21 protein-coding genes are annotated in these 22,131 nt (G+C 69.5%); 12 read left to right on the plus strand and 9 right to left on the minus strand.

What is annotated here, in order from left to right; all coding sequences use genetic code 11:
* The first annotated feature begins 10 nt into the window (after positions 1 to 10).
* The 6 genes from xylB to folK all read left to right on the plus strand — a co-directional run bounded on the left by xylB (position 11) and on the right by folK (position 6,632).
* On the plus strand, positions 11 to 1,459 hold the full coding sequence (gene xylB / locus ACOYR3_RS07255) for a xylulokinase (RefSeq protein WP_422845785.1): 1,449 nt from the start codon (positions 11 to 13) through the stop codon (positions 1,457 to 1,459).
* Positions 1,460 to 1,484: 25 nt separating this feature from the next.
* Positions 1,485 to 2,801, plus strand: coding sequence for a xylose isomerase (gene xylA, locus ACOYR3_RS07260; RefSeq protein WP_422845786.1), 1,317 nt, complete (start codon positions 1,485 to 1,487; stop codon positions 2,799 to 2,801).
* A 305-nt stretch (positions 2,802 to 3,106) separates the two neighbouring features.
* Positions 3,107 to 3,808 carry a DnaA regulatory inactivator Hda gene (hda, locus tag ACOYR3_RS07265; RefSeq protein WP_422845787.1) on the plus strand — a complete coding sequence of 234 codons (702 nt, stop codon included), beginning with the start codon at positions 3,107 to 3,109 and terminating at the stop codon, positions 3,806 to 3,808.
* A gap of 52 nt (positions 3,809 to 3,860) precedes the next feature.
* Positions 3,861 to 4,565, plus strand: coding sequence for an HAD family hydrolase (locus tag ACOYR3_RS07270; RefSeq protein WP_422845788.1), 705 nt, complete (start codon positions 3,861 to 3,863; stop codon positions 4,563 to 4,565).
* Positions 4,562 to 6,169, plus strand: coding sequence for a polynucleotide adenylyltransferase PcnB (gene pcnB / locus ACOYR3_RS07275; protein WP_422845789.1), 1,608 nt, complete (start codon positions 4,562 to 4,564; stop codon positions 6,167 to 6,169). The genes ACOYR3_RS07270 and pcnB overlap by 4 nt, the downstream gene beginning before the upstream one ends.
* Positions 6,162 to 6,632 carry a 2-amino-4-hydroxy-6-hydroxymethyldihydropteridine diphosphokinase gene (gene folK / locus ACOYR3_RS07280; RefSeq protein WP_422845790.1) on the plus strand — a complete coding sequence of 157 codons (471 nt, stop codon included), beginning with the start codon at positions 6,162 to 6,164 and terminating at the stop codon, positions 6,630 to 6,632. Before pcnB ends, folK begins: the two co-directional genes overlap by 8 nt.
* A gap of 171 nt (positions 6,633 to 6,803) precedes the next feature.
* On the opposite strand, the gene ACOYR3_RS07285 is transcribed toward folK, so the two are convergent.
* The gene (locus ACOYR3_RS07285; RefSeq protein ID WP_422845791.1) at positions 6,804 to 7,625 is read right to left on the minus strand and encodes a hypothetical protein; all 822 of its coding nucleotides are present in this window, start codon (positions 7,623 to 7,625) and stop codon (positions 6,804 to 6,806) included.
* Positions 7,626 to 7,859: 234 nt separating this feature from the next.
* On the opposite strand from ACOYR3_RS07285, the gene ACOYR3_RS07290 reads away from it, so the two are divergent.
* From ACOYR3_RS07290 to ACOYR3_RS07305, 4 genes are read left to right on the plus strand one after another with little or no spacing between them, the layout of a single operon-like run.
* On the plus strand, positions 7,860 to 9,290 hold the full coding sequence (locus ACOYR3_RS07290) for a hypothetical protein (RefSeq protein ID WP_422845792.1): 1,431 nt from the start codon (positions 7,860 to 7,862) through the stop codon (positions 9,288 to 9,290).
* Positions 9,287 to 10,069 (plus strand): hypothetical protein, encoded by a 783-nt coding sequence (locus ACOYR3_RS07295; protein ID WP_422845793.1) that lies wholly within the window; start codon positions 9,287 to 9,289, stop codon positions 10,067 to 10,069. The genes ACOYR3_RS07290 and ACOYR3_RS07295 overlap by 4 nt, the downstream gene beginning before the upstream one ends.
* Before the next feature lie 37 nt (positions 10,070 to 10,106).
* Positions 10,107 to 10,340, plus strand: coding sequence for a hypothetical protein (locus ACOYR3_RS07300; RefSeq protein WP_422845794.1), 234 nt, complete (start codon positions 10,107 to 10,109; stop codon positions 10,338 to 10,340).
* A 5-nt stretch (positions 10,341 to 10,345) separates the two neighbouring features.
* Entirely contained in the window at positions 10,346 to 11,491 is a 1,146-nt protein-coding gene (locus ACOYR3_RS07305) for a hypothetical protein (protein WP_422845795.1), read from the plus strand.
* Positions 11,492 to 11,608: 117 nt separating this feature from the next.
* Here ACOYR3_RS07305 and ACOYR3_RS07310 read toward each other — a convergent pair whose 3' ends face one another.
* From ACOYR3_RS07310 to ACOYR3_RS07325, 4 genes are all read right to left on the minus strand, one after another.
* On the minus strand, positions 11,609 to 12,592 hold the full coding sequence (locus ACOYR3_RS07310) for a tripartite tricarboxylate transporter substrate binding protein (RefSeq protein WP_422845796.1): 984 nt from the start codon (positions 12,590 to 12,592) through the stop codon (positions 11,609 to 11,611).
* Positions 12,593 to 12,677: 85 nt separating this feature from the next.
* Positions 12,678 to 13,349: a response regulator transcription factor gene (locus ACOYR3_RS07315; RefSeq protein WP_422845797.1), complete on the minus strand. Its 672-nt coding sequence runs from the start codon at positions 13,347 to 13,349 to the stop codon at positions 12,678 to 12,680.
* Positions 13,346 to 15,493: an ATP-binding protein gene (locus ACOYR3_RS07320; protein ID WP_422845798.1), complete on the minus strand. Its 2,148-nt coding sequence runs from the start codon at positions 15,491 to 15,493 to the stop codon at positions 13,346 to 13,348. The genes ACOYR3_RS07315 and ACOYR3_RS07320 overlap by 4 nt, the downstream gene beginning before the upstream one ends.
* Positions 15,494 to 15,607: 114 nt before the next feature.
* Positions 15,608 to 16,684, minus strand: coding sequence for a CDP-6-deoxy-delta-3,4-glucoseen reductase (locus ACOYR3_RS07325; RefSeq protein WP_422845799.1), 1,077 nt, complete (start codon positions 16,682 to 16,684; stop codon positions 15,608 to 15,610).
* Between the two features lie 51 nt (positions 16,685 to 16,735).
* On the opposite strand from ACOYR3_RS07325, the gene ACOYR3_RS07330 reads away from it, so the two are divergent.
* A complete protein-coding gene (locus tag ACOYR3_RS07330) occupies positions 16,736 to 17,713 on the plus strand; it encodes an NAD-dependent epimerase/dehydratase family protein (protein WP_422845800.1) in 978 nt (325 codons plus the stop codon).
* A 6-nt stretch (positions 17,714 to 17,719) separates the two neighbouring features.
* Here the strand turns inward: ACOYR3_RS07330 and ACOYR3_RS07335 are convergent, their stop codons facing one another.
* The 4 genes from ACOYR3_RS07335 to ACOYR3_RS07350 form a co-directional block, all read right to left on the minus strand.
* Positions 17,720 to 18,448, minus strand: a complete 729-nt coding sequence (locus tag ACOYR3_RS07335; protein WP_422845801.1) for a DUF4124 domain-containing protein — start codon at positions 18,446 to 18,448, stop codon at positions 17,720 to 17,722.
* Between the two features lie 30 nt (positions 18,449 to 18,478).
* A complete protein-coding gene (locus tag ACOYR3_RS07340) occupies positions 18,479 to 19,012 on the minus strand; it encodes a hypothetical protein (protein WP_291487345.1) in 534 nt (177 codons plus the stop codon).
* Positions 19,013 to 19,304: 292 nt separating this feature from the next.
* The gene (locus tag ACOYR3_RS07345; protein WP_422845802.1) at positions 19,305 to 20,264 is read right to left on the minus strand and encodes a chemotaxis protein; all 960 of its coding nucleotides are present in this window, start codon (positions 20,262 to 20,264) and stop codon (positions 19,305 to 19,307) included.
* A 168-nt stretch (positions 20,265 to 20,432) separates the two neighbouring features.
* Positions 20,433 to 21,335 (minus strand): LysR family transcriptional regulator, encoded by a 903-nt coding sequence (locus ACOYR3_RS07350; protein ID WP_422845803.1) that lies wholly within the window; start codon positions 21,333 to 21,335, stop codon positions 20,433 to 20,435.
* Positions 21,336 to 21,446: 111 nt separating this feature from the next.
* On the opposite strand from ACOYR3_RS07350, the gene ACOYR3_RS07355 reads away from it, so the two are divergent.
* Positions 21,447 to 22,088: an NAD(P)-dependent oxidoreductase gene (locus ACOYR3_RS07355; protein WP_422845804.1), complete on the plus strand. Its 642-nt coding sequence runs from the start codon at positions 21,447 to 21,449 to the stop codon at positions 22,086 to 22,088.
* Positions 22,089 to 22,131 lie beyond the last annotated feature (43 nt).

The raw sequence follows: 22,131 nt of genomic DNA on the forward strand, positions 1-22,131 counted from the left end.
CTTTTCTTTCATGTACATCGGCATCGACATCGGCACTTCGGAAGTCAAGGCCCTGCTGCTGGGGCCTGACCAGCGCGTGATCGGCACGGCCGGGGCCGCGCTCACCGTGTCGCGCCCCCAACCCGGCCACAGCGAGCAGGACCCTGCCGCCTGGTGGTCCGCCACCCAGGCGGCGCTGGCGGCGCTGCGCGCCGCCCATCCGCAGGAGTACGCGGCCACCGAAGCTATCGGCCTGTCGGGCCAGATGCATGGCGCGGTGCTGCTGGACGCGCAAGACCGCGTCCTGCGGCCGGCCATCCTGTGGAACGACACGCGCAGCGCGGCCGAATGCGCGGCCATGATGGCCGAGCTGCCCGCGCTCAGCGACCTGGGCGGCAGCCTGGCCATGCCCGGCTTCACGGCCCCCAAGCTGCGCTGGGTGGCGCAGCATGAGCCCGGGGTGTTCCGGCACGTGGCCAAGGTGCTGCTGCCCAAGGACTACGTGCGCCTGGCGCTGACGGGCGAGCATGTGAGCGATCTCTCGGACGCCAGCGGCACGCTGTGGCTGGACGTGCGGCGGCGGGACTGGTCGGACGACCTGCTGGCGCTCACCGGCCTGGCGCGGGCGCGCATGCCGCGCCTGGTGGAGGGCAGCGAGGCCAGCGGGCAGCTGCGGGCCGAGGTGGCGCAATCGCTCGGGCTGCGGCCAGGCACGGTGGTGGCGGGGGGCGCGGGCGACAACGCGGCCAGCGCCATCGGCATGGGCGCGGTGCAGCCGGGGCAGGGCTTTCTCTCGCTGGGCACCAGCGGCGTGCTGTTCGTGGTCACGCCGGGCTACCAGCCCAACGCCGCCAGCGCCACCCATGCCTTCTGCCATGCCCTGCCGGGGCGCTGGCACCAGATGAGCGTGATGCTGGCGGCCGCCAGTGCGCTGCAATGGGTGGCGAACCTGCTGGGCGCCGCGGGCGCAGGCGACGTGGCCGTGCGCGCGGCGGGGCTCGGCCTGCGCGAACGGGAGGCTTCGCCCGTGTTTCTGCCCTACCTCAGCGGCGAGCGCACGCCGCACAACGATGCCCGGGTGCGCGGCAGCTTCCACGGCCTGGATTTCGACACCGACGCCGCCCGCCTGGGCTATGCGGTGATGGAGGGCGTGGCGTTCGGGTTGCGGGACGGGCTGGACGCGCTGCGGTCCGCCGGCAGCGAGGTGGCGCGGCTGTCCCTGGTGGGGGGCGGCGCCCGCAGCGCCTTCTGGGCACAAATGCTGGCCAGCGCGCTGGAGGTGGAGATCGTCACCCACGGCGGATCGGCCGTCGGCGGCGCGCTGGGCGCGGCACGGCTGGGCGCCCTGAGCGTGCAGGCCCCGCTGGCGGCCACCTGCCCGCCGCCACCGCTGGACACCGCGTACCGCCCCGACCCCGCCGAGCGCGCGCTGCTGGCCCAGCGCCATGCCCTGTTCCGCAGCCTGTACCGCAGGCCCTGAAGACCTTGATGCCCCGGAAAGAACCATGAGCACCTACTTCTCCCACATCCCCCCGATTGCCTACGAGGGCCCCGCATCCACCAATCCGCTGGCCTTCAAGTGGTACGACAAAGACCGGCTGGTGCTGGGCAAGCGCATGGAGGAGCACCTGCGCTTTGCCGTGTGCTATTGGCACAGCTTCTGCTGGAACGGCTTCGACCCCTTTGGCTATGACGGCACCTTCGAGCGCCCCTGGCAGCGCGTGGCCGACCCGATGGCCGCCGCGCGCCTGAAGGCGGACGCGGCGTTCGATTTTTTTTCGCGCCTGGGCGCGCCGTATTACTGCTTCCACGACCGCGACGTGGCCCCCGAGGGCAGCACGCCGCGCGAGAGCGTGAACCACCTGCACGAGATGGTCGACGTGCTGCAGGCCAAGCAGGCGCAGACCGGCGTGAAGCTGCTGTGGGGCACGGCCAACCTGTTCAGCCACCGCCGCTTCCTGGCCGGCGCGGCCACCAACCCGGACCCGGAGATCTTTGCCCTGGCCGCGCTGCAGGTGAAGGAGGCGATGGATGCCACGTCCCGCCTGGGCGGGGCGAACTACGTGCTCTGGGGCGGGCGCGAAGGCTACGATACCCTGCTCAACACCCGGGTGGGCCAGGAGCTGGACCAGCTGGGGCGCTTTCTGAACATGGTGGTGGAGTACAAGCACAAGATCGGCTTCCAGGGCACCCTCCTCATCGAGCCCAAGCCCCGCGAGCCGACCAAGCACCAGTACGACTTCGATGTGGCCACCGTCTACGGCTTCCTGGCCCGCTACGGGCTGGACAAGGAGATCAAGGTCAACATCGAGGCCAACCACGCCACCCTGTCCGGCCACAGCTTCGAGCACGAGATCGCCACCGCCATCGACCTGGGCATTTTCGGCTCCGTCGACATGAACCGGGGCGACCTGCAGTGTGGGTGGGACACCGACCAGTTCCCCAACAGCGTTGCGGACACCGCGCTGGCCCTGTACCTGGTCCTGCAGGCCGGCGGGTTCACCACCGGCGGGCTCAATTTCGACGCCAAGGTGCGGCGCCAGTCCCTGGATGCCGAAGACCTGTTCCACGGCCATATCGGGGGCATTGACGTGTCGGCACGGGCGCTGCTGGTGGCGGAACGCATGCTCGCGGACGGGCGCCTGGCGCGCCACGTGGACGCCCGCTACGCCGGCTGGGGCGCGCCCTTCGGCCAGGACGTGATGGCCGGCCGGCTAGCACTGGACGAGGTGGCGGCCCGTGTGCTGGAGCGCAACCAGGACACGCGGCCGGTCTCGGGGCGGCAGGAACTGCTGGAGAACCTGCTCAACAGCTACCTTTGAGCAAGGGGCCTGCGGCCCCGGCGCGCGGGCGGCGCGCCGGGCCGGGCCGGGCGGGGGCACCGGTGCAGGGCGGCGGGCGGTGGCGGGGCGGGCTTCGGCGGCAGACTAAAATCATGGGCGCTGCTGCCAGTTCCCGCTCCTGCGGGGCGGCAACGCATCCCGCCCCTTTGCCGCCGCGCCCGCCGCAGTCACCTACGGCCAGCGCCTTTCGAACCACTTGTGATGCCGCTGCCGTTTCCTCTCCTGTTTGCCGCCGCTCCCGCACCGTCCGCCGCAGGCCTGCACCGGCTGCCTGGGTGCCGCGCATGAAGCAGCTGGCACTGGACATCGGCCTGGCCACCGGTCCCACGCTGGAGCGATTTTTCGCGGGGCCCAACGAAGCCGCGTTGCAGCATTTGCGCCTGGCCGTGGGCAGCGGCGACCCGGCGGCGGCGCCACGATCGCCCGTGCCCACCTACCTGTGGGGCGAGCCCGGCAGCGGCAAGAGCCACCTGCTGCGGGCCGTGCGGCAGGCCCTGCGCGAGCAGGGCACGGCCGTGGGTTGGCTGGACCCCGGCGTGTCCGAGCCGCCCGAGTTTGACGAGCGCTGGGGCGCCGTGGTCATGGACGACACGCACCTGTACAGCACCGCCCAGCAGGCCACGGCCTTCAACTGGTTCGTGAACGCCCTGAATCCCGCCACCGGCCCGCAGCGCTGGGTGCTGGCCGCCGGCAATGTGCCGCCAGCCGACCTGCCGCTGCGCGACGACCTGCGCAGCCGCCTGGGCTGGGGCCACGTGTTCCAGCTGCAGCTGCTGGGCGAGCCCGAGCGCCGTGCCGTGCTGCGCCAGGAGGCCGACGCACGCGGGGTGTTCCTGGGCGACGACGTGATGGACTACATGCTCAAGCGCTTCTCGCGCGACCTGGGCAGCCTGATGCAGCTGCTGGACCAGCTGGACGCCTTTGCGCTGCGCACCCAGCGGGCCATCACGATTCCCCTGCTCAAGACCATGCTGGAAACAGAATGACAGGGCGCCCCGGCTTGGCCGCCCCCGCCGATTTTTTGCTCCTACCGCCTGAATGACCCCTGACCCACGCCCCCTGCGGCTTGCACTGTTCGACCTCGACCACACGCTGCTGCCCCTGGACTCCGACTACGAATGGGGCGAGTTCACCATCCGCATTGGCTGGAACGACCCTGTCGAGTTCGCGCGGCGCAACGACGAGTTCTATGCCCACTACCAGGCCGGCACCCTCGACGTGCACGACTACGTGCGCTTTGCCACCGAGGCCGTGCGCGAGCGCGGGCCCGAGGCCGCGGCTGCGGCGCATGCGCAGTTCATGCGCGAGGTGATCGGCCCGGCCATCCGCCCGCAGGCCCTGGAGCTGGTGCGCAGCCACCAGGCCGCGGGCGACACGGTGCTCATCGTTACCGCCACCAATGAATTCGTCACCCGCCCCATCGCCCGCGCCCTGGGCGTGGGCGATGAAGCGCTGCTGGCCGTGCAGCTGGTGCGCGACCCGCACACCGGCTGGTACACCGGCGAGATCGACGGCGTGCCCACCATGCGCGAGGGCAAGGTGCGCCGCATGGAGCAGTGGCTGGCCGAGCGCCAGTCCAGCTGGGCCGACGTGCAGAGCACGTTCTACAGCGACTCCATGAACGACGTGCCCCTGCTCGAAAAAGTCAACCACCCCGTGGCCACCAACCCCGACCCGCGCCTGCGCGCGCTGGCCCAGGAGCGCGGCTGGCGCATACTGGACCTGTTCAACACCCACCCATGATCAAGAAGTTCATCGACAAACTGCTGGCCAAGACGACCGGCGCAGGCAGCCGCAAGCCCCGCTTCGGCAAGCGCGAGGAGGTGCCCGCGGCGGTGCACGGCATCAACCCCGAGCTGGTGGACCGCCGTGCCGTCGAGGTGGTGCAGACGCTGCAGCAGGCGGGCTACGAGGCCTACATCGTGGGCGGCGCCGTGCGCGACCTGCTGCTGGGCCTGCGCCCCAAGGACTTCGACGTGGCTACCAACGCCACGCCCGAGCAGGTCAAGGGGCTGTTCCGCCGCGCCTTCATCATCGGCAAGCGCTTTCGCATCGTCCACGTGGTGCACGGCCGGGGCCGCGAGCATGAGGTGATCGAGGTCTCCACCTTCCGCGCCTACATGGACAACACCGCGGCCGAGCAGGTCAGCGGCAACGAGAAGACCAGCAAGCACCAGCTCGCCGGCATGCAGCACGCGGTGGACGCTAGCGGCCGTGTGCTGCGCGACAACGTCTGGGGCCCGCAGGACGAGGACGCCACGCGCCGCGACTTCACCGTCAACGCCATGTACTACGACCCGGCCAGCCAGGTGGTGGTGGACTACCACAAGGGCATCCAGGACGCGCGCAAGAAAGTGCTGCGCATGATTGGCGACCCGGCCACCCGCTACCGCGAAGACCCGGTGCGCATCATCCGTGCCGTGCGCTTTGCCGCCAAGCTCAGCGGCCTGGGCTTTGCCCTGGAGCCCAAGACGGCCGCGCCCCTGGTGCAGTCGCAGGCGCTGCTGGCCGACGTGCCGCAAAGCCGCATGTTTGACGAAATGCTCAAGCTGCTGCAGACGGGCCACGCCATCGCCACCATCGAACAGCTGCGCAAGCTGGGCCTGGCCAAGGGCATCTACCCGCTGCTGGACGTGGCCGTGGAACGCGCCGACACCCCGTTCGTGAAGGCCGCGCTGGCCGACACCGACCGCCGCGTGCAGGAGGGCAAGCCCGTGGCCCCCAGCTTCCTGCTGGCCTGCGTGCTGTGGGCTGACGTGCGCGAGGGCTGGGAGGCGCGCCTGGCGCGGCGCGAGCACCCGTTCCCGGCGCTGCAGGAAGCGATTGACGAGGTGTTCGACCGCCGCATCGGCGACGTGTCGGGCCGCGGCAAGCTGGCCGCCGACATGCGCGAGATCTGGGTCATGCAGCCGCGCTTCGAGAAGCGTGTCGGCAGCACCCCGTTTGGCATGGTGCTGCAGCCGCGCTTCCGTGCAGGCTTCGACTTCCTGCGGCTGCGCGCCGACGTGGGCGAGATCAGCGAGGCGCTGGCCGAATGGTGGCAGGACTTCCAGGCCGCCGACGACGAGCGCCGCGAGGACCTGATGGACCAGGCCAAGGAAGAGCAGCGCTCCCGCCAGAAGGCACAGCAGCCCGTGGTCAAGCGCGTGCCGCGCGCCGCGTCCGCCCCTGATCCGCGCAAGTTGCCCCGCGCCGAAGGCTCCGCATCGGACGCCGGGTCCGAGGCCGGCCCCGCAGACGGAGACGATGCCGAATTCCCTTCTGACAGCGGCGCTCCCAAGAAGCGCCGCCGCCGTCGCCGCAAGCCCAGCAGCGGCGGCGCGCCCGGCGTGACCGCGGATGCCTAACCGCACGGCGTACATCGGCCTGGGGGCCAATCTGGGCGATGCGCCTGCGGCCCTGCGCGCCGCCGTGCAGGCCCTGGCAGCGCTGCCAAGCACGCAGCGGCTGCAGTGCTCGGCGCTGTACCGCAGCGCCCCGGTGGACGCCACCGGACCCGATTTCTACAACGCCGTGGCCGCCCTGCGCACCACCCTGCCACCGCAGGAGCTGCTGGCGGCCCTGCAGTCCATCGAGGCTGCCGCAGGGCGCGAGCGCCCCTACCGCAACGCCCCGCGCACGCTGGACCTGGACATCCTGCTCATCGACAACCTGTCCATCGACACCCCCGCCCTGACCGTGCCCCACCCCCGCATGCGCGAGCGGGCCTTTGTGCTGCTGCCGCTGGCAGAAATCGCACCCGCGCGCGTGCCTGCCGAGTGGCTCCAGGCCGTGCGGAACCAGCGCATCGAGCGCGTGGAATCTGCGTGAGGAATGGGCGCGTGGCTGTCAGCGCCATGGGGCGCTGGCGGTGTTGCGGCACGTGGATTTCTGCTGAAGAAATGCTATCTAAATGATAGCTTTTAGCGCTTGTCAGATAAGCGCTAGAGGCGAAAAACGCTAAAAAAATGGTGCTTCCCACGTTTTCCCCGATGCCCCTCCTCAGGCGGATGGCGCAGCTTCAGGCAGGGTCCGCCCTGTCTCCAGCATGGTGATGATGCGGTCGATCTGGCCGCCCAGGTTCTTTTCCCTCCTGAACTCCTTCATATGGAGGGCCTCATCCAGCAGGGTTTTGTCTTTAGACACCGGCGTGGAGGGGGCTGCGCCCCGCGCCAGCAGCGCACCCACGGCCAGATCGCTGCCGGAGGTGACAGCCGTCCGCAACGGTGTGAGGCGCAGCGCGCTGGTATCGGGCGTGTTGACGTCGCGTGACAGGCGGATCAGCGCGGGCACATAGCGGTTGTTGCCCATGCAGATGATGTGCAGTATCCGCAAGGAGTCGTCCCAGGGTGCGTCCACGTCGACCACGCCAGCGTCCAGGATGCGCTGGAACAGGGCGTCGGAGCGCGCATCCAGCTCGCGCTCGTGTAGATCCGTCAGGCGCAGCACCGGCATGTGGTCCTTGGTGGTGGAGTGGATGGCCGCGCCCAGGTCCAGCGCGGCCATCACGGCCTCGTGGCAGCCGGGCCGCCACAGTGCAGCCACCGTCAGCGGCTCGACCGCGCCGTAGGTCTTCTGTGCCACCAGGGCGTTGTGGTACAGCGGCATGCCCGCTTCGGCCAGCAGGTGCACCATGTCCACATCATTCCCCTCGATGGCCAGGACCATGGGGTAGGTGTCTTCCCAGCGTTCGCCCTGCCACAGGGCTTTCACATCCCCGCCGTCTGCCAGCCACCTGCGCACGGCAGCGTAGTCTCTGGCCTGTACTGCGGCCTGCAGCGCACGTTGCGAGGTGAGGAGGGCCAGGCGTTCGTTTCTTTTCATGGTGATGTGCAGTCCTTTCGGGCAGGCTCTTGGAAGGACCGGGGGCTGTGGCGTTGTCAGAGCCGCCATTTTGCAAGCGCAACGCCGGTTGGCGGCTGACAACTTGTCCACCGCGAGAGGCCTGGAATGGGCGCATTTCTCCGTATATTCCCTGGGGCCTGGGCCGACGGCAAAAAAGCGTGACTTCACACGCCGCATCACGGGCCGGCAATCGCAATATCCAGGGAGGGAACCATGCTGTTCGCCAGCTTGTGCACGCTGCTGTGGCACGTTGATGAGGGCGGCGCTCGCTGCTACACAGAGACCGACGTTGCCCATGCCTTCGCCGAAGGGCGCCTGCAGATCGCAGACCCTCTGCAGTGGCCCGGCACCGGCGGCGCGTGGGGGAATGGCGTGCCAGTGCGGCGCACCGGCCCGGTGGGTGAGAGCATGGACTATCGCGTGGGCGAAGGCGATGGGGCGAGGGATTTCGTTCGCTGCGCGAAGGCCTCGTGGTCCGATGGCTGGTTTGTCGCCCACCGCACGGACGCAAACGGCAACCTGTCGGGGTTTGCCTTCCACCCTGCCAGCGGGCGCATGCTCGACTGGCCGCAGTCCCGGCACGTGCATCGCCTGGGCGGGTGTTTCTACACCGGCAATCGGCGTGGCTGGCAGGTCATCGACGACGAAGGGCAGGTGCTGCATGTGCTGCCACGCACGCCTGACGGCGATAGTCCCTTTGAGTTGGTCAATATCTTCATGCTGGGCGGCAGCGTGTACCTGAGCACCGGCGGCGCGGCAGGACAATCGTTCTGGGCCCGGTGCGACGCCGCCACCGGCGCGTTGCAGGGCATGCTGACCTGGCCCCGGGGCTACCCGCGTGGCTGGAGCCAGTTGGGCAACACATGGTTCTTTGTGGACGAGCACCGCCTCTATCGCGCCAACACCGAGGACCTGGTGGCCAGCGCTGCGCTGGCCACCTTGCCTGCGGACACCGTGGGCGGCACGCGCTGGCTGTGGTCCGACGGCAGCTGCCTGTATCTGGTCTCGGTGGCGGGGCATCACCTGCTGTGTTTTGATGCGGAGGGCCGCCCTGCAGCTCCCGCGCAGCCACTGCCTGAAGGCTGGCGTGTGATGGGCGTGAGCACGCCTGTCGAGGGCTGGAGCCAGGTGTGGCTGGTGCCCTCCGACCGGCATGGCGATTGGGGAAGTGCCCAACTGCTCACCTGGCCACCAGCCTCCGCGGCATTGCCCACGCTGTTCGAGGCAGAACCCGTACAGGCCAGCGAGCCCGAACCGCAGCCCGGCGCCGATGGCCGGCATGGCCTCCGCATCCGCGTGGCCGCCCCCTCGGCCGAACAGGCCGCGCGCCATGGCGCGCACCACCTCATGCGCTGGGCCTTCCATGTGGCGCGCGGCATCATCCAGCGTGGCGCGCGCAGCGACCCGCAGTTCAACGGCGTGTTCGAGCTGGAGTGCACTACCCCGGAGCGCATGGACGCCCAGGGCGTGCCGGTGCGCCATCTGCAGGCCCTGCTGGGCCGCATGCGAGCCGAACCCATGGGCTACACCGCCGGTGATGGCAAAGGACGGCTGCACCTGCGCGTGCTGTGGCGCGCAGGTGCCGACGCGCCCGCGGAGTGCGTCTATTCCAGCCTGGACGAAACGGAAAGGAGCTTATCTTGACGCATGCCTTGACCCGGGAGCAGCTGTGGAGCCGCCTGGAGGCGGTCGATTATTTTGATTCGTGCGAGGAGGCGGAACACGCCGCGTTGCGCGCGCTGTTCTTTGACGGAGTGTTGTGGCCGCCAGGGCCAGCGCCCACCTGGATGGCATGCCGCGAGCTGTTCTTTCATCCCCAGCAGACACCCGCCCAATGGGCACGCACCGTGGAACTGAGGTCGCGCTATGTCGACGATGAGGACGTCGTGCACACGTCGCCCCGGCTGGCCGATGAATACCGCGCCGAGGCGCTGTCCATGCTGCTGGCTTCCGACCACCTGTACAGTGGCATGGGCGTTCCCGAGCAGCTGGCGCTGCTGGATTGGCTGGGCTGGATGGATGCGCCCCCGTCGGCTGCGGCACTGGATGCCTGGATGTACGGCATCCATGGATGGATCGAGGCCAAGCCCCGGGAACCCTGGCTGCTGGCCGATACCGACGACAGCCGCCACGCGCATGCCCTGCCATGGCTTTACCGCACGCTGGATGCCTCGCCGCTGGTGATGCAGGGCCGCTGGATGGCCACCATGCAGGACGGCTGGTGCTACGAGCGCTTTCCGCGCAATTTTCTCGGCTCTTTGCAATCACTGATGCGCATGGCCGAGAAAGGCAAGGTGCCGCACCGGCCGGGTACCGACCCCGGTCTGCGGCAGGATTTTTTGCGCCAGCTGCGTGACGATCTGGTGGCCGACGCGGTGCCCGCATTGCTGCAGCAGGTCTGGGCAATGACCCGAAAGCCCTGACGGCCGTGGAACGAGGTACGTCACCCCAAGGAACACCATGCTGATCAGCATCGTCGGCAACTTCCATTTCGAGCAGCGCGGGGATGCGTTGTTCATTGGCTCCGAAGAATCGGCGGCGCTGATCTGCAACGGCCACGCCCGGCTGGTACCCCCGGAGCCGACCTTCCTGCGTTTCAGCCGGGCACGGCTCGCGCCGCTGGCAATGGCCTGGACCCTCAACGAGACCCCAAAAGTAGCCCAAGGCGCTTGCGAAAGTGCGCAGGGACACTGATTTCAATGACCCAAACGTCCCAAACCATTGCGGCCATCCTCAAGAAGGCAGGCATCGCCTTCCGGCCCCTGCCCAAAGACTGGAATGGCTCCCACCTGGGCCAGATCTTCCGTCACATGGTTCCCGAGCGGATCTGCGAGTTCGACCCGAAGTGCATCGCCGAGGCGGCCGACTACGTGGGTGTGCTCCAGGAATTCGCGCAGGCCACCCAGGGGGAGTTCGTGCCCGAGAGCCCGCGGGCCGAGGGGGGCGCCGGCGGCAAGGTGGTGCTGGAGTTCGTGCATGCCGGGCAGGCCATTCGCTTCCAATTCACGCAGGAAGGCCGCTGGGTGGCCGATGGCTTTTACGAGCAACTGCGCAAATTCTGCAAGAAGCACCTTAGCGGCAGCTACCTGAGCGTGGGCAGCGATTGGGCCACCGAGGTCTACCTGCCGCACAAGGTGGTTGCGCAGATCCAGAAGAAGACGCGCACGTTCGATAGCGTCGAGGCGCTGGTGCAGTTCGTGGTGGAGGGCGCATCCCAGGGCGACCTGATCAAGGCGGGGGAGAGCCTGCCCTGGCAGCTGAAGGCGGGCTACACCCGCGATGGCGACAGCCTGCTGACCGCGCTGCTCAAGTCCGGGGCGGACATGGACCGATGCATGGCGGCCTATGAGCTGCTCGAAGCTCCCGCGCTGCCCAGCCGCTACGGCGAATCGCCCCTGGAGCTGGCGCAGCGCCTGCGGGGAGTGGATCTGAGAGGCGAGTACGGCGGCGAGCCCAAAGCCACGCTGGGCTATGCCGAAATCCGAGAGAAGTGGAGCCAGCGGCTCTGGCACAGCTATCGCCCCGAGTACATGCGCATCGTCGATGCGCTGGAGGCGGACCTGGCATCCATGCGCTTCTCCGAAGCCGGCAACTTGTACGGCATCGCCATGTGCCACGCGCCGCTGCTGGACTGCGGGGCCGAAGTCGCGCAAGTGCACTACTACGAATACAACGGCGCCTACACCCTGAATTTGCTCACCCAGGGGCCTGGAGGCGGCGCCTTGCACCTGCAACTGCCCCTCGATCAGGTCGACACGGTGATCGACCTGCTGCGCCGCTATTGCCGCCGCACCTTGTGGACAACACCCGGCCAAAACGGCGCCTGGCTGGCCGCTCAAGAATAGCCTGCGGACACGGGCGCAGAGCCCGCGCGCGGCAAGCACCCGTTGAAAGGGTGCTATTAAAAATATAGCTTCTAGCGCTTTATGGGAGCGCGCTAGAGGCTGATTGGGCTTGGATTTTTAATCCACCTTCGCGCCCGAGGCCTTCACCACCTGCTGGTACTTGGCGCGCTCGGCCGCCATGAAGCTGTCGAACTGCGCGGGTGTCGAGGCCACCGGCTCGGCCAGCAGGGCGGCGAATCGGGTCTTGGTTTCAGGGGCGTTCAGTGCCGCGACGAAGGCCTTGTTCAGCTTCTCGATCACGGGCTTGGGCGTGGCGGCCGGCGCCACCAGGCCCCACCAGGTGTCGATGGAAAAGCCCTTGAACGTGGCGGACAGCGGCGGCACGCCGGGCAGCGAGGGCGATGCGTCGAGCGAGGTGACGGCCAGGGCCTTGAGCTTGCCGGCGCGGATGTTGGGGGCTGCGGCGGCCAGGTTGTCGATGTTGAAGTCCACCTCGCCCGCCAGCAGGGCCAGCTGGGCGGGGTTGGCGCCGCGGTACGGGATGTGCAGTGCGAAGATGCCGGCGCGCTGCTTGAACATCTCGCCCGCCAGGTGGCCCGCGCTGCCGTTGCCGCCGCTGCCGTAGTTGAGCTTGGCGGGGTTGGCCTTGGCGTAGGCGATCAGGTCGGCCACGGTGTGGATCTTGAGCTGCTCGGCCTTGGCGGCGTTCATGACCAGCACGTTGGGCACGCGCACCATCTGCGTGATGCCCGCGAAGTCCTTGCCCGCGTCGTACGGCATCTTGGCGTACAGCCAGGGGTTGACCGCGTGCGTGGCGGTGGCGGCGATGCCGATGGTCAGACCGTCCGGGGCGGCCTTGGCAATCGCGTCGGCGCCGATGTTGCCGCCCGCGCCGCCCTTGTTGTCGATGATGACCGTGCCCAGAGACTCCCGCACCCGCTCGGCCAGCGCGCGGGCCGTCACGTCGATGGGGCCGCCCGGAGCGTAGGGCACGATCAGACGGATCGGCTGCCCCGATTCCTGCGCCAACGCTGCAGGGGAGGAAAAAGCCGCTGCGGTGGCTGCGGCGCCGGCAAGGAGGAGGAGGTTTCTGCGGTTCATGGCTGCATTGTGCAAAAAAATCGTAAGAAGACCTTGAACAGGTTCTCCCGAAAACCCTGCAATGGGGGGAATTCGTTGCGGAGGATCAGTGGGTGCGCACGGGGCCATCCGGCAGGCCCAGGTCTTCCACCAGCATGCCCAGCTCGTGCGACGACCGGATGTCCAGCTTCAGGAAGATGGCCGAGCGGTGTGTGTCCACCGTGCGGGGGTCGATGGGGCGCTCGGGGTTGCGCAGCGCCAGCGTGCGGGCGGCTTCCTTGCTGCTCACGCCGGTGGCCAGCACCCTGGCGACCTCCTGCTGGCGGGGGCTCAGGCTGTTCCAGCGCTCCAGCAGCAGCTTGTGCCGCTGGGTGCGCTCGGCCAGCGCGTGCGACAGCTGGGCGGCCTTGGTCACGGCGGCGAGCAGCGTGGCCTCGTCGCAGGGTTTTTCCAGCCAGTCCACTGCGCCCTGTTTCACGGCGGCCACGGCGGAGGCGACCTCGCCGTGGGCCGACAGGAACACGGTCTTGAGCACGGTGCCGCGCTGCTGCAGGGCTTCAAACACCTGCAGGCCGCTCATGCCGTCCATGCGCAGGTCCAGCAGCACGCAGCCGGGGCGGTCCAGGTCGGCTTGCGCGAGGAACTCCGCGCCGCTGGCCAGCGGACGGGCGTCATGCCCGCCCGCCAGCAGCAGGGCCGCGAGAGAGTGGCGCACGCCCTCGTCATCGTCGACGATGTAGACGCGCAGGGGTTCAGGGGGCAGCAAGCTGTCGGTCATGGCAAGGAGGGAAGGCTGGGAAGGCGGATTTCAAACACCGCACCGCCCCCGTCCCGGTTGCGGGCCAGCAGTTCGCCGCCCATGCTCTCGACGATGGAGCGGCAGATGTTCAGGCCCAGGCCCAGGCCATCGGAGCGGGTGGTGAAAAACGGCTCGAAGAGGCGTTCGGCGATTTCGGGCGGCAGGCCGGGGCCCCGGTCCAGCACCTGCAGGGACGCGCGGCCGGCCTCGGTGGCCGTGCGCAGCAGCAGCTCGTGCCCCGGGGCCGGTGGCTGCTGCGACTGCATGGCCTGCAGCGCGTTGAGCCCCAGGTTCAGCACCACCTGCTCCAGCAGCACCCGGTCGGCGCTGACGCGCACGGGTTCGGCCGACAGTGCCAGCCGCACGGGCACGCCGTGGCGCCGCGCCTCGGCCCGCAGGAGCAGGCTGAGCGACTGCTCCACGGCGGCATTCAGGTCGCAGGGTTCGCGCGATGCGGGCTGCTGGCGCACCCAGTGGCGGATGCGGCCCACGATGTCGGCCGCGCGCAGGGCCTGGGCAGATAGGGCGGCCAGCGTGTCCTGCAGCAGCTGCGGCTGCCCCTGCACGGACACGGCGCGGGCCGCTGCCGCGTAGTTGACCAGCGCGGCCAGGGGCTGGTTGAGCTCGTGGGCCAGGGTGGAGGCCATCTCGCCCACGGTGATCACCCGCTGCACCCGCTGCAGCTGGGCCTCGCGCTGCTGCTGCTGCTCCTCGGCGCGCTTTTGCGCGGTGATGTCCACCACCGAACTCATCCAGCCAATGTGCTGGCCGTGGCCGTCGATGAGGCGGGCGGTGTAGAACATCGTGTACACGTCCGTGCCGTTGCGGTGCCGCAGCCGGTTCTCCCGGCCCTGCGGCGAGGCCTTGCCGGCCTGCACGGTGTCCACATCGCTCCAGTGGCGCTCCAGGTCGTCAGGGTGCCAGTAGGGGTAGGGCGGCAGGCAGCCGATGAGTTCGGCTGCCGTGTAGCCCACCATGTCGCACATCGCGGGGTTCACGTAGACGATGCGGCCCTCCAGGTCGCGCGCGCGCATGCCCACCAGCAGCGAATCTTCCATCGACTGCCGGAAGGCGTGGGCCTGCTGCAGCGCATGGGTGCGCTCCTGCACGCGCTGCTCCAGCTCGATGCGGGCCTGCCGGTTCTCCTGCAGGCGCCGCTCGCGCAGCTGCCAGTAGAGCGCGCCGAGCACCAGCAGCCCCGAGGCCAGGCTGGCCAGCGCCCAGGCTTGCTGCTGGGCGGCCGCGACGGCCCGGCTGTCGGCCGTGAGGGTCAGCGTCCAGCCCAGGTCGGGCAGCGGCTCCTCCAGCGCCAGGTAGCGCTTGCCACTGGCTGCCAGGGTGATTTCGCCGCCCGGCGCGTCCTGCTGCGGGCGGGTCTTCCAGGGAACGGGCTGCGGCGCCCACTGCGGGCCGTACTGCTCGTCAAACTGAACCTGGCGCACCGCCGGGGCGGCCACGGGTCGGGTGGTCTTGTAGAGCCAGGCGGGCACGGAGCCCAGGAAGACGATGCCCCGCGCGTCGGTCACGAAAATCGGGTCGCGCAGTTGGGTCCAGGTGTCGACGATGGGCTGCATCCGCACCTTCACCGCCACCACGCCCACGACCCGGCCGTTCTCCACCACCGGCGCCGAGGCGAAAAGCCCTGGCTCCCCGGTCGTCTTGCCCACGCCGTAGAAACGGCCGGACTTCCCCTGCATCGCGTCAAGGAAGTAGGGGCGGTTGCGGTAATTCTGGTGGACGAAGCTGGCGGGCGTGTTCCAGTTGCTCGACGCCACGGTGAGCCCGCTCGTGTCCATGACATACAGCGTGTCCGAGCCCGCGTTCGCGTTGACGGTTTCCAGATAGGCATTGGCCGCGCTGCGCAGCAGCTCGGCGCTGGGGTTGTGCAGCAGGGTGGCAATGAGCGGCTGCTGGGCGGCGGTAAAGGGCAGGTAGCTGTAGCGGGTGGCCACGCCGCGCAGGGCCAGGGCCTGGACTTCGCCCGAGCGGCGCAGGTTGTCCCACTGGCTGTCGAGCTCGTTGCGGGCCGCCCATTCGCCCGCGCCGAGCACCAGCGCCACGGCCACGCCCAGCACCGCAGCCATCGGGCCCGCGCCCCGCAGGGCCTGGCGCAGCCGGGTCATGTCAGGGTTCCGCCGCGCTGCGCGTCATCCGCACCGGTGGAAACTGGCGCGAACCAGGCCTGGACGACCCGAAGAGCTGCCGCCGCTGGTGGCGGCATGGAGGCGCGGACCGCCTCAGGGGGGCGTTCCATGCTTGTCGGCTTCGGAGGTGAACGAGTCCGCGTAGAACTCTTCGGGCGGCAGGCCGCGCTGCGCGCTGTAGGCGGCGCGGGCGGAGTCCACCACGATGGGTGCGCCGCAGGCGTACACCTGGTGGCCCGACAGGTCCGGGAAATCGTCCAGCACCGCCTGGTGCACAAAGCCGGTGCGGCCGGTCCAGCCGTCCTCGGGCAGGGCGTTGGACACCACCGGCACGTAGCGCAGGTGGGGCATGTCGGCGCTGCGGGCCTGCAGCCAGCCGTGCATGTACAGGTCCGCCGGCCGCCGTCCACCCCAGTAGAGCACCGTGGGGCGCGTGATGCCCTTGAACTGCATGTGCTCGATGAGCGCCTTGATGGGCGCAAAGCCCGTGCCGGAGGCCAGCAGGATGATGGGCTTGTCGGAGTCTTCGCGCAGGAAGAAGCTGCCAAATGGTCCCTCCACCCGCAGGATCTCCTTTTCCTTCATGGCGCCAAACACATGGTCCGTGAACTTGCCGCCCGGCATGTGGCGGATGTGCAGCTCCAGCCCCGGCGCCTCGGCCTGGGTGTGGGGTGCGTTGGCCATGGAGTAGGCGCGGCGTGCGCCGTCGCGCAGGATGAACTCCACATACTGCCCCGCGTGGTAGCGGAAGGTGTCGGCCGCCGGCAGTTGCAGGCGCACCTGCATCACGTCGTGCGAGACGCGGGTGAGCGAGGCCACCCGCACGGGCATCTTCTTGACGGGGTAGGCGCTTTCGTCCGTCACCTGGCGCGACTCCAGCACCACGTCGGAAAGCGGCTGTGCGCAGCAGGTCAGCACCAGCCCGGCGGCCTCCTCGTCCGCGGACAGGGCCTTGGACTGGTGGGCGGTGTGCAGCACGGTGCCGCTGAGCTTCTTGCACTTGCACGAGCCGCAGGCGCCGTCCTTGCAACCGTAAGGAAGGCCCACGCCGTTGCGGATGGCAGCGGCCAGGAGGGCTTCGCCCGCCCCGGCGCTGAACGAGCGGCCGCTGGGCTGCACGGTGATCTGGAACGCTGCGGTGGTGGCGGTGGCAGCCTCGGCGCTGGTCATGTTGTGGGTATCCTTGGAATCGTCTATCAAAACAAGCAAACGGACCCAATTTTGCCTTCAATCGCCACACCCCTCGGAGCCCTGCCCGCGCGCTTTCGCCGTGAACGCCTGCTGATCGTGGGATGCGGTGACGTGGGTCAACGCGTACTGCGTCTTCTTCAATCCGGGCCGGGCGCGGGCCGCCTGCAGGTGCTGGCGCTGACCTCCAGCACGCAGCGCAGGCCGCAACTGCGCGCCCAGGGCGCACGTCCGCTGGTGGGCAACCTCGACGATGCGGCCACGCTGCGCAGGCTCGCGGGCGTGGCCACGCGGGTGCTGCACCTGGCGCCGCCGCCGGGCGAAGGGGCCGGGGGGAGCGCGTGGTGGCTCGATCCGCGCACCGTGGCGCTGGCCCGGGTACTGCGGCTGCGCAGCCTGCCGCGGTCGCTGGCGTACGCCTCCACCAGCGGCGTGTACGGCGACTGCCAGGGCGCCTGGGTGCCCGAAACCCGGGCCGTGGCGCCCGCCACCGCCCGCGCCCAGCGGCGCGTGAATGCCGAGGCCGCCGTGCGGCACCTGGGCCGCGCGGGCGTGCGCGCCAGCGTGCTGCGCATCCCCGGCATCTATGCGCCCGACCGCGAAGGCGGCACGCCCGAGGCCCGCCTGCGCCGCGGCACGCCCGTGCTGGCCGCCGAGGACGACGTGTTCACCAACCACATCCACGCCGACGACCTGGCCCGCGCCTGCCTGGCCGCGCTGTGGCGCGGCCGCCCGCAGCGGGCGTACAACGTGAGCGACGCCACCGAACTGAAGATGGGCGACTATTTCGATCTGGCGGCGGACCTGTACGGGCTGCCCCGGCCGCCCCGGGTGCCGCGCAGCGAGGCGCACCGCCAGCTGTCGCTGATGCTGCTGAGCTTCATGAGCGAATCACGCCGGCTGGACAACCAGCGCATGCTGCAGGAGCTGGGAGTGCGGCTGCGCTACCCGTCCGTCGCCGAAGGGCTGCGCAGCGCTGACGCCGTCACCTCCCTCACTGTCCGGGCCTGAGCCCGCTCAGCAGGGCGCTTGCCCGCCGTTGGAGCGGCACACGCCGCCGGGGCCGGGGAACCGCCCCGGGCCGGTGCGGGGGTAGGTGTTGCCCTGGTTGTCGGTGCAGCGGAAGTCGCCGCATTCCACCAGGCGCGGTGGGGCAGGGCGGGGTCCCGGCTGCGGAAACGGCTCGGGAAACAATGGCGAGCGCCGCGGCGGCGGCACCACCACCACCCGGGGCTGCAGGGCGCGGGCCTTTTCCACCTCGGCGTAGCCCTGGGGCCCCAGGCAGTCCAGGTCCATCTGCCGCTGGGCGGCTTCCAGGCGCTGCTGCTGCTCATAGGTGGATCGTGACGAGTCCGACGCCAGCACGTCCAGGTTGCGCCGCGACCGGGCGCACTCCGGCGAGCGGGCGTAGTCCTGCGCGGCGGGCGCTGCGGCGGCGCGCGCCCGTTCGGCGTCCCGGCGGGCCTGGGCGTCTGCGGCGGCGGTCTCGGCCTGCAGCCGTTCCTGCTTGCGCTCCAGGGCCTGTGCAGCCTGCTCACGCTCCTGCTGGACTTCCTCGGGCGTCTTGCGGGCTTCCACCTCGTGCGCGGCGGCGCCTGCCGCGCATGGGCCGTCGGTATAGGTCACCTTGCCCGTACGCGCATCGGTGCAGCGCACCACCTGCCCGTGGGCGGCCGGCAGGGCGGCCAGCGTGCTGGCCAGCAGGCACGCGGGCGCAAGCCAGCGGCGGGGCAATGGTGTGCGCATCTCCCTCGTCTCCTGCGGCGGCGGGCCGGATCAGGGCTTGTCCGGGCTGTTGGATTGCTGGCGCGAGCGCCAGTCGTAGGGGCTGGGCGTGTAGCTGTCGGGCGCCAGGCGGCCGGGGCGGTTGTCGCGCTGGAATCGGTCCCGCTCGGCCTGCTCCCGCAGTGCCTGTGCGCGGTCGCGCTGTCGCCGCTCGGCCTCGCGCGCCTCCTGGTCCCGGCGCGCGCGGTCGCGGTCACGGGCTTCCCGTTCACGCTCGCGTTCGCGGGCCTGGCGCTCCCGTTCCCGCTCCCAGCGTTCGCGCTCGCGCCAGTCGTTGCGGTTGCGGTCGCGTTCCCAGCGGTCGTCCCCCCGGTCGCGGCCCCCAAAGTAAATGGTGGCCGGCGGCGGCGCGCCGTAGACGGGCGGGGCGGAATACACCGGAGGGGCGTTGTAGATGTAGCCCGGCTGCTCGTACACCTGGTACGGCGCGGGCTCGTAATACGCGTCGCCCGGCACGGTGGCGCAACCTGTGACGGCGGTGCCCAGGGCCGCGATGGCGAGAAGGCGGGCGATAAGAGTGTTCATGCGGGTAAGACCTCGGCAGGGCACGGGCTGTTCCAGCCCGCGCGTAAAGCCCGCGAAAAGCACGCCGTCAGGCGTTACATCTCTCTTTCGCTGGCTGGTCTTCACTGTAGCGCCCCACCACGCGTTTTGGTTGACCTGCAGGCCGATGGCCGCGGTAGGACAGCGCCGCGCGAGCGTGCCCAACCCCGCTCGCCCGCAGGGGCGGGTCAGTGGTGGTTGCTGCTAATTTGATAGCTGCTTGCGCTTGCTGGGTAAGGCCTGGGGTGCATTTTTGGCCTAACCCTGCGGCCGGCTACTTGGGCAGCACACGGCGGATGGTCTCCGCCAGGTCCTCGGCCACAAATTTGGCCACGTAGCCGTCGGCGCCCACGCTGCGAACATGGTCCTCGTTGGCCGAGCCCGACAGGGACGAGTGGATGACCACCGGCAGCCCCTGGAAGCGGGCGTCCTGCTTGATATTGCGGGTGAGGGTGAAGCCGTCCATCTCGGGCATTTCCAGGTCGGTCAGGACCATGGCCACGCGGTCGGCCACCGTCTTGCCCTCGGCCTCGGCGCTCTTGGCGATGGCGTTGAGGCGGTCCCAGGCTTCCTTGCCGGATTTCACCATCTCGTAGGGGGCGTTCAGCACCTTGAGTTCCTGCTCGATCAGCGAGCGGGCCACGAAGGAGTCGTCGGCCGCCAGCACGATGCAGCCGGGCTTGAGCTTGAGCTTGGCGCCCACCTTTTCCTCGGTGACCTCGTGGCCGTCCGACGGGGACACCATCTGCAGGATGGCTTCCACGTCCAGCACCTGGGCCAGGCGCGACTCGTCGGTATTGCCGTCCAGCCGCGCAATGCTGGTGACGAGCTTGCCCTTGGCGCCGCTGGTCTCGGCCGACAGGACCTGCTTCCAGTCCAGCCGCACGATGTCCTCCACCGATTCCACCGCGAAAGCCTGCGTGGTGCGGGCGTATTCCGTCACCAGCATGATGTTCAGGCCGGTCTGGGGCTTGCAGCCCACGATGGAGGGCAGGTCCAGCACGGGGATCACCTGCCCGCGCAGGTTGACCACCCCCAGCGAATGGGGCATGGTGCCCGCGATGGGGGTGATGCTGGGCATCGCCACGATCTCGCGGATCTTGAACACGTTGATGCCAAACAGCTCGGACTTGCCCAGGGCGTTGTCCGTGCCCAGGCGAAACAGCAGCAGCTCGAACTTGTTGGTGCTGGTGAGATTGGTCCGCTCGTCGATGTCCTGCTGCACTGCTTTCATGGTGAATCCTTCGCGCCTGAAAAAAAGATACGCGTGTTTACAAATTTTAGGTTGAGAACGCCGCGGACAGGGGGCTAAATTTTCAGGCAATACCCGAATCCTGCCCTGCAACACACCCGGCGTGGTGAAGTCGTCACAGCCTGGCCGGGCGGGTTTCGCAGGGTTTGCTCAGTCCGTCACGCCCGGCAGCTCGCGCAAATAGCCCTGCAGGGCCGCAATGGCCTGCCGCACCTTGGCGGGCTGTGCATCCCGCTGCGGCGTCACCGCCCAGATGTCCAGCGTGCCGAAAGACCACTCAGGCAGCAGGCGTACCAGCCGCCCGGCCTGCAGTGCGTCGTGCGAATCCATGCTGCCCACCAGCGCCAGTCCCAGGCCGGCCTCGCACATCTGCTGGATGGACAGCTGGTTGTTGCTGGCAATGCGCGGCTCCACCCGCAGCGCCCGCGGCTCGCCTGCAGGGCTGCGCAGGTCGACGAGCAGGCCGCCGCCCTCGCGCGCAAAGCCCAGCCAGCTGTGCGCGAGCAGCGCGTCGGGGTCGCGGGGCATGCCGTGCGCATCCACCCAGCCGGGCGATGCGCACAGGTACCACTGCATGCCGCCCAGCCGCCGCGCGGCCCAGGTCGAATCCGAGAGCCGCCCGTAGCGCACGGCCAGGTCGATGCGGGCGTTGATGAGGTCGATGGAGGCATCGTCCACCAGCAGCCGCAGGCGCAGCGCCGGGTGGGCCGCCAGCAGCTCCCCTAGCGCGGGGGCGATGTGGCGCGCAAAGCCCACGGTGGCGGACAGGCGCAGTTCGCCACTGGGCGCGTCGCGCGAGGCCGCCAGCTCCGCCCGCGCCTGTTCGGCCGCCGCCCACATGGCGGCGCAGCGCGCGTGGTAGCGCTGGCCCGCCTCGGTCAGGGCCAGCTTGCGGGTGGAGCGGTGCAGCAGCGTCACCCCGCCGTCGCGCTCCAGCTGGCGCACCTGCTGGCTGACGGCCGAGGTGCTCATGCCCAGGGCGCGCGCGGCGCTGCTCATCGAGCCGTGCTGCACCACGGCGGCAAACACGGCCATGCGTTTGAGATCGTCCATGGGGCGGATTGTGAAGCTGTACTTCAAAGAGAAGGCGTTCTGGGGCCTCTACCGGCCGCTTTGACAAGCTCCTATTCTCACTGCATCGCAACTTCGACTCCAGGACATCCTATGAACATCGCCCTGATTGGTGCCACCGGCTTTGTCGGCTCGGCCGTGCTGAATGAACTGCTGCAACGCGGCCACCGCGTGACGGTGCTGGCCCGCAACCCGGCCAAGCTGGCCGCGCGCGAAGGCCTGGCGGTGGTGGCTGCCGACGCGCAGGACGCCGCCCAGGTGGCCAAGTCCGCCGCGGGCCACGACGCGGTGGTGAGCGCCTACAACCCCGGCTGGACGGCGCCGGACATCCACGACCAGTTCCTCAAAGGCACGCGCGCCATCATCGACGGCACGAAAGCCGCCGGAGTGCGCCGTTTCCTGATGGTGGGCGGCGCGGGCAGCCTGTTCGTGGCGCCCGGCGTGCAGCTGGTGGACACGCCCCAGTTCCCGGCCGAATGGAAGCAAGGCGCTCTCGCCGCCCGCGAGGCGCTGAACTGGATCCGCACCGAAAGCGCGCTGGACTGGACCTTCCTCTCGCCCCCTATCCTGCTGCAGCCCGGCGAGCGCACCGGCCAGTACCGGCTGGGCGACGAGGCACCCTTGATGAACGGCGACCAGCCCGGCAGCATCAGCGTGGCCGACCTGGCCGTGGCCATCGTGGACGAGCTGGAAACGCCGCGCCATGTGCAAAAGCGGTTTACGGTGGCGAACTAAGGCATCGCGGCCCTACGGAGTCCCCTCCTGCGCGACAAGGGGA

It is taken from the genome of Acidovorax sp. M2(2025) (genome assembly GCF_049330835.1).
Lineage (GTDB): Bacteria > Pseudomonadota > Gammaproteobacteria > Burkholderiales > Burkholderiaceae_C > Acidovorax.